9 protein-coding genes are annotated in these 6,859 nt (G+C 68.2%); 2 read left to right on the forward strand and 7 right to left on the reverse strand.

The features are described 5' to 3' along the window. Positions 1 to 51 precede the first annotated feature (51 nt). From DK26_RS07920 to DK26_RS07925, 3 genes are all read right to left on the reverse strand, one after another. A complete protein-coding gene (locus DK26_RS07920; RefSeq protein ID WP_066470097.1) occupies positions 52 to 1,848 on the reverse strand; it encodes an ABC transporter ATP-binding protein in 1,797 nt (598 codons plus the stop codon). 342 nt (positions 1,849 to 2,190) lie between these two features. After that, positions 2,191 to 2,367, reverse strand: a complete 177-nt coding sequence (locus DK26_RS28915; protein ID WP_157089558.1) for a hypothetical protein — start codon at positions 2,365 to 2,367, stop codon at positions 2,191 to 2,193. Between the two features lie 19 nt (positions 2,368 to 2,386). After that, a complete protein-coding gene (locus tag DK26_RS07925; protein ID WP_066470100.1) occupies positions 2,387 to 2,797 on the reverse strand; it encodes a rhodanese-like domain-containing protein in 411 nt (136 codons plus the stop codon). A gap of 235 nt (positions 2,798 to 3,032) precedes the next feature. On the opposite strand from DK26_RS07925, the gene DK26_RS07930 reads away from it, so the two are divergent. Further along, positions 3,033 to 3,752: a DUF599 family protein gene (locus tag DK26_RS07930; protein ID WP_066470105.1), complete on the forward strand. Its 720-nt coding sequence runs from the start codon at positions 3,033 to 3,035 to the stop codon at positions 3,750 to 3,752. Further along, on the forward strand, positions 3,749 to 4,057 hold the full coding sequence (locus DK26_RS07935; RefSeq protein WP_066470106.1) for a DUF3253 domain-containing protein: 309 nt from the start codon (positions 3,749 to 3,751) through the stop codon (positions 4,055 to 4,057). Before DK26_RS07930 ends, DK26_RS07935 begins: the two co-directional genes overlap by 4 nt. Here the strand turns inward: DK26_RS07935 and DK26_RS07940 are convergent. From DK26_RS07940 to DK26_RS07955, 4 genes are all read right to left on the reverse strand, one after another. Continuing rightward, positions 4,027 to 4,815, reverse strand: coding sequence for a YdcF family protein (locus DK26_RS07940; RefSeq protein WP_066470107.1), 789 nt, complete (start codon positions 4,813 to 4,815; stop codon positions 4,027 to 4,029). The two genes, DK26_RS07935 and DK26_RS07940, sit on opposite strands and share 31 nt — an antisense overlap. A gap of 317 nt (positions 4,816 to 5,132) precedes the next feature. Continuing rightward, positions 5,133 to 5,645: a lysozyme inhibitor LprI family protein gene (locus tag DK26_RS07945; protein ID WP_157089559.1), complete on the reverse strand. Its 513-nt coding sequence runs from the start codon at positions 5,643 to 5,645 to the stop codon at positions 5,133 to 5,135. Positions 5,646 to 5,692: 47 nt separating this feature from the next. Next, entirely contained in the window at positions 5,693 to 6,313 is a 621-nt protein-coding gene (locus DK26_RS07950; RefSeq protein ID WP_066470270.1) for a glutathione S-transferase family protein, read from the reverse strand. A 209-nt stretch (positions 6,314 to 6,522) separates the two neighbouring features. Then, positions 6,523 to 6,859 (reverse strand): biotin/lipoyl-containing protein (locus DK26_RS07955; protein WP_248309893.1); only part of this gene is annotated, 337 nt, incomplete at its 5' end.

A 6,859-nucleotide genomic window follows, 5' to 3' on the forward strand; every position in this document is an offset into this window, starting at 1 on the left:
CCCTTCGCGCCCCCTTCTCCCCCGAGGGGAGAAGGGGGCGCGTGGAGCACCCTACGCAACCAGCCCCTTGGCCAGCTCGCTGACCTGCTTCTCGAACAGCGCCCGGTAGGCTCCGTCCTCGCGGGTCAGCAGCGCTTCGTGCGGCCCCTCCTCCACGACCGTGCCGCGGTCGAAGACCAGGATCCGGTCCATGGCGCGCACCGTCGAGAGCCGGTGCGCGATGACGATGGTGGTGCGGCCTTCCATCAGCCGCTCCATCGCCTCCTGGATCAGCGCCTCCGATTCCGAGTCGAGGCTCGACGTCGCCTCGTCCAGGATCAGGATCGGCGCATCGGCCAGGAAGGCCCGCGCCAGCGCGACGCGCTGGCGCTCGCCGCCCGAGAGCTTGACGCCGCGCTCGCCGACCAGCGTGGCGTAGCCCTTGGGCAGGCGCATGATGAACTCATGCGCGTTGGCGAGCTTCGCCGCCTGCTCGATCTGGGCCTGCGAGGCACCGGGCCGACCATAGGCGATGTTGTCCGCCAGCGAGCGGTGGAACAGCACCGGCTCCTGCTGCACGATCGCGATCTGCGCGCGCAAGCTGGCCTGTGTGGCCGTGGCGATGTCGCGCCCATCGATGGCGATCCGCCCGTCGGTGACGTCGTAAAGCCGCTGCACCAGCTTGACGAAGGTCGTCTTGCCGGAGCCGGAGCGCCCGACGAGACCGACCTTCTCGCCGGCTTTGATCGTCAGCGAGAAATCGCGATAGAGCGGCTCGACATGGCCTCCATAGTGGAAGGTCACCCGCTCGAAGGCGATCTCGCCGGCCGTCACGTCCATCGCGGTCGCGCCCGCCCTATCCGGCACGCCGAAGGGCAGCTCGTGCATCGCGACCAGCTCCTCCATGTCGTTCACCGAACGCTGGAGGTTGTGGATGTGCTGGCCGACATCGCGCAGATAGCCATGTACCACGGCGTAGCTGGTCAGCACGAAGGCGACGTCGCCCGGACTCGCCTGCCCCTGCGCCCAGAGCCAGATCACGAGGCCGATCACCGCGGCGCGCAGGCCGAGCAGCACGATCTGCTGGGCCGTGCCCGAGGTCGTGCCGCGCAGCCAGGTACGGCGCGTGCGCTGCGCCCATTTCGCCACCACCCCGGCGAGGCGGCTATCCTCGCGGCCCTCGGCGCCGAAGGCCTTGACCACCGGGTTGCACGAGATCGCATCGGCGAGCGCGCCGCCGAGCCGCGTGTCCCAGCTGTTGGCGAGCGTCGCCGCCGGCGCGACATAGCCGAGCGAGAGCGCGATCGTCACCGCGATGTAGATCACCGCACCGGCGAGCACGACGGCACCCATCGCCGGCCAGTGCCAGGCCAGCAGAACCGTGGTGCCGAGCAGCACGACCAGCGAGGGGAGCAGCGCGATCAGCACGGTATCGGTGAGCAGGTCGAGCGCCCACATGCCGCGCGTGATCTTGCGCACCGTCGAGCCTGCGAAGTTGTTGGCGTGCCAGTCGGTCGAGAAGCGTTGCAGGCGCGCGAAGGCCTCGCTGGCGACGTCACCCATGGTGCGCAGCGTCATCTCAGTGATGCCGACGAAGGACAGGTGCCGGAAGAACACCGTGCAGGCGCCGAGCGCGATCATGACGCCAAGCGCCCAGAGGGCGGGATCGAGCCCTGCCGCGCGCTCGCCGGAGACCGCGTCGACCAGTCGCCCGGCATAGAGCGGCATGAAGAGGTCGGCCGCCGTCGCCGCCATAACCGTGAGGACGACGCCCGTGACCCGCCCGGGCTGGCGGCCCCAATGCGAAAACGTGAAGCCGAGAACGGCCCGGAACGGCTCGCGCCGCCCCGATTTCGAGGAAAGAGACATGAAAGCATCCGGTCCGCGGCGGACCGGCTCCAAATCAAGATGAAGTGCGACCGCGGTCGCAGGCTTCAGAAAACGCGAAGGAAATATTGGCTCGGGCCGCCGAGGAGGCGGGCCACGGGCGAGTCCGACCTAGTGGAAGGACCGCATTGGGGGAGTGGCGATGTTGAAGAATTCCATTCAGCCCTCCCTTTCGTGAGTTGGAGCCAGAAAGACAGAATGCCGCATGCCCGCTTATTGTGCAAGCGGCGTGTGATGCATGGGGTGGTTGCAATGGAAGGCAGGGAAACGCCCGCATTCCCGCCAAAATGAACCGCCACCGCGCGCGGCGATTCGCCGAGACGCCTATTTCCAGAACAGCGCGAGCAGCCTGATCCCGACCACCAGCAGGAAACCGGCGATGATCGTGCCGAGCACGCGCTGGCGCTTCGCCCGGTCAGGAAACTGCCGGGCGATCAGCCGGCCGAGCGGCTTGCGAAACAGGAAGGCCGCAACCGCGAGGATGATCAGGAAATGCGACAAGACGCCGGCTCAGCCCTTCTCAGCCCTTCTTGGGCTCGGGCTCTTCGAAGGGCGCGCCCGACTTCTTCCAGGCGCCGAAGCCGCCGGCGATGTGCGCGACCGGCTTCAGCCCCATCTCCTGTGCCACCTGCGCCGCCAGCGCCGAGCGCCAGCCGCCGGCGCAGAAGAAGACGAACTGCTTGTCCTCCTGGAAGACCGGCTTGGCATAGGGGCTTTCCGGGTCGATCCAGAATTCGAGCATGCCGCGCGGGCAATGGAAGGCGCCCGGCATCTTGCCTTCACGCTCGCGTTCGCGCGGATCGCGCAGGTCGACGAAGACCGTGTCGTCACGCCCGGACAGCGCCTGCGCCTCCTCGACCGACAGCGTCTTCACCTTGGCCTCGGCCTCGGCCAGCAGCACCTTGTAGCCCTTGGTGATCGTCTGCGGCATCCCGGCCTCCCCATGCGCCCGTCTGCGGCGCGGCGCGCAAGGTGGCGCCTGTGCAGAGCCGCGTCAATCGCACTTGCCGCAGGCTGGCCTCGCAGCCAATCTGCGCGCCGCTAGAGCCCGTTCCGATCGGCTTGCACCGCAAGCTGACCGGTAGAACGGGCTCTATCTTAAAGTGAGAGACGGATTCACCGATCAGATTGATTCCATCTGATCGGATCCGGCTCTAGGAGGGCCCATGGCCGGATTCACCACGCTCGACACCATCGCCCTCACCTTCTTCCTGCTGTCCTGGCTCGCCTATCACTACGCCGTCGAGATCGGGCCGCATTCCGGCCGGAGCCTCAATGTGGTGATGAATTCGCGCCGCGCTCGCTGGATCCGCGAGGCGATGGAGCGCGACAACCGGATCGTCGACACGCAGGTGATGGGCGGACTGCAGAACGGCACCGCCTTCTTCGCCTCGACCTCGCTGATCGCCATCGGCGGCTCGCTGACCCTGCTGCAGTCGACCGACCGCGTCGTCGCCCTGTTCGCCGACCTGCCCTTGGCCGGCACCACCACGGCGGCGGTCTGGGAGATCAAGGTGATCGGCCTTTCCACGATCTTCGGCTACGCCTTCTTCAAGTTCGCCTGGAGCTACCGGCTGTTCAACTACTGCGTGATCCTGCTCGGCGCCCTGCCCTCGCCGCGCAAGGCGACGCCGGACGAGGTCGAGCAGGCCGTGCACGAGACCACGCAGATGAACATCGCCGCCGGCCGGCATTTCAACCGCGGCCAGCGCGCCTTCTTCTTCGCGCTCGCCTATCTCGGCTGGTTCCTCGGCCCGGTCGCCTTCATCGGCTTCACCGGCGCAGTGCTGACGGCGATGTGGCGGCGCCAGTTCGCCTCCGACGCGACCCGCGTCTTCCGACGGCCCACGCCCCCACCATCCAAGCCGGAGGAGTCGCCCCCATGAGCACGCGCGACGAACGTGACGCAGCCCTGGAAGCGGCGATCTTCGCCCTCCTCGGAGAGCGCGGTGCCGGCCGGACCATCTCCGCCACGGATGCGGCGCGCGCGGTCGGCGGCGACCACCCCGATGGCTGGGGTCCGCTGATGCAGCCGGTCCGGTATCTCGCCGTTCGCCTGATGAAAGAAGGCAGGCTCGTCATCATCCGCAAGGGCCGCCCGGTCGACCCCGACGATTTCCGCGGTGTCTACCGCCTGCGCCTGCCGGAAGCGGGCGAGGATTACGGCCCCGGGAAGAGCGCGTTGGAATAGCCGGCGAGGCGATAGACCACGAGGCCGACCCATTCCTTGAAGGCGTCGTCGGCAATGTCGAGCCCGCGCGCCGCCTTGCGGTAGGGCCGCAGAAAATCGGCCCTTTCGCCACCAGTGAGAAAATCGACCGGGAAGGCCTCGACGTCGAAGCCGGCCTGGCGGAACACGCCCATGGCGCGCGGCATATGCCAGGCCGAGGTCACCAGCAGCCAGCGTTCGCCGGGTTTCGGATCGACCAGCCGCCGGGTGAAGACCGCGTTCTCCAGTGTGTTGCGCGACTTGTCCTCGAGCACGAGGCGCGTCTCGGGCAGGCCGAGCGCCAGGAAGAGCAGCCGGGCCCCGTCGGCCTCGGTGCGCACCACCGGCGAGAGCAGATTGGCGCCGCCGCCGGTGAAGACCAGCTTCGCCTCGGGGTGGGCGCGCGCCAGCTCGACCGCCTTGGTCATCCGCGCCGCGGCATTGTTGAGCACGATGTCCTCGCGGGCGACGCCGATCGCGCCGCCGAGCACGATGATGCCGTCGACCTTGCCGGAGTGCACCGCCTGCTGCGGGAAGCGGTCCTCGAGCGGCCGCATCAGAATGCGTGGCAGCGGGCTGAAGGCGAGCGCCACCAGCACCGTGGCGCAAAACAGGCCGAGCCAGCGTGCCGGCCGGGCAAAGCGCGTGAAGGCGAGCAGGCTCGCCAGCGCGAGCCCGCCAATGGCGAGGTTCACCGGCGAAGCGAGAAACCAGACGATCTTGGAGAGGGCGAAGAACATGGCGGCCTTTCTGCGCAGGCCTTTCCATAGCGGATGAAAGCTGACGGGAGGTTATGGCGACGCGCGAACATTCGCAGCGGCTCGCCTTCGCCGCGTCGCGAACTGCCGCTCACGGACCAACCTTTGTCATCCCGGACAAGCCGCGTAGGCTGCACCGATCCGGGATCCATGCCGGAGCGCTGGCCATGAAGGTTCAGGCCTAGATTCCGGGTCTTCGCTGCGCTGCGCCCGGGCGACGGGCAGGATTGGCAAAGGCACGAAAGGCGCCTCAAGTTTCCTCCGGGGCCGCCGATGCGCCCCGGCAGACTCGGCGTCCCCTATCTGATGATCTGCGGTGGGCTCGCCGGAGCGCGACGCCCGCGCCCTGCCGCGAAACGCTCGACTTCGAGCGCCCGCTGGGCGACCTCGCGCAGCTCGCAGCCGGCCTGCAGCCCGGCCGAGCGGGCTGGCGGCTGGGCGCTGCCATAGAAGGCGCATTTCTGCACGGCAAAGCCCTCCCAGGCGAGCTGCAGCGCCGTGAACTGGCTGCGCCCGCCGGCGTCGAGCGAGCGGCCCAGCATCTGCGTCGCCAGCGTCAGCCGCTCGCGCCAGACCGCTTCCTCACGCCTGGCACAACTGATCTCGGCATCGCGGCGGTCGCCGTTGGCGGCACGGACGCAAGGGACGGCGACCGATCCGATGCAGGAAGCGGTCGCTGCCGCGCTCTGCCGCATGCAGGAAGCGATCTGCAGCCGGTCGGCCGACTGCACGCTATTGTTCGGTGCCTGCGCCAGGGCCGGCGCGGCTGAAGCCAGGAGGAATGCCGTGGCGAGGAGTATCGTCTGACGCATCGTCACGATCATGCCGGGCGCCGCCGCGCGGTCAAGGCCGCGGCTCTTCACGTCACCGGCAGCGGCAGGGCCGGCCCCGCGGCCGGGCGCGCCGAGACATGGGCGTACCAGCGCGCCAGATTGGGGCGTTCCTTGCGCGGCACCGGCATGTTGAGCCAGCGATGCGCACCGGGCGCGACCGTGATGTCGGCCATGCCGAAGCGCTCGCCGGCGAGATAGGTCCGCCCGGCCAGATGCGCTTCGAGAATGTCGAACTTCGCTTCGGCCTTGGCGATCGAAGCCTCGATCACGGCCGCCTCGGTATAGCCCGGCGTCTTGCGGATCAGCCCCCAGAAGGCCGGCGTCATCGCCGGCTGAAGTTCCGACAGCATCCAGTCCATCCAGCGGTCGGCATCGGCGCGCCGGGCCGGGTCCTCCTCCCAGATCCAGCCGGCGCCGTAGCGGGCAGCGAGATAGCGCACGATGCTGTTCGATTCCCAGATGCAGACCTCGCCATCCTCCAGGGTCGGGATCTGGCCGTTCGGATTCTTGGCGAGATAGGCCGGCTCCTTGTTGCCGCCGAACGCCCCGCCGATATCGATCCGCTCGAAGGGCTGGCCGACCTCGCCTGCCGCCCAGACCGCCTTCTGCACATTGATCGAGCTGATCCGCCCGAAGATCGTCAGCATGTTCGCCACCTTCGCCTCATGGGGGCGCGACAATCAGCCGGCGGGCGAACGAAGGCAAGCGGCGCGGTCAGGCGCACCCATCATTGCGAGGAGGCGTCAGCCGGCGAAGCAATCCGGGGCGGCAGAGCTCTACGATTCTGGATTGCTTCGCGGAGCCTGTCCTCGGGCTTGCCGAAGGCAAGACCCGGGGGCTCGCAATGACGGAGCGCTCACGCGAATTCGATGATCACGGCATCGACGGCGAGGGAATCGCCTTCCCTGGCGAGGATCTTGGCGATGGTGACGTCCTTTTCGGCGCGCAGGACGTTCTCCATCTTCATCGCCTCGACCATGGCGAGCGGCTCGCCGGCCTTGACCTCCTGGCCGACGCCGACGAAGACCGCCTTGACCAGACCGGGCATCGGGCAGAGCAGGAATTTTCCGGTATCGGCGGCGGCCTTTTCCGGCATCAGCGCCGCAAGATCAGCCTCGCGGGCCGTGTAGACATGGGCATTGGCATAGGCGCCGGCATGGCCGAGCGCAAAACCGTTGAGGATCGGCCGGACC

It is taken from the genome of Allobosea sp. WAO, assembly GCF_001509835.1.
GTDB lineage: Bacteria > Pseudomonadota > Alphaproteobacteria > Rhizobiales > Beijerinckiaceae > Allobosea.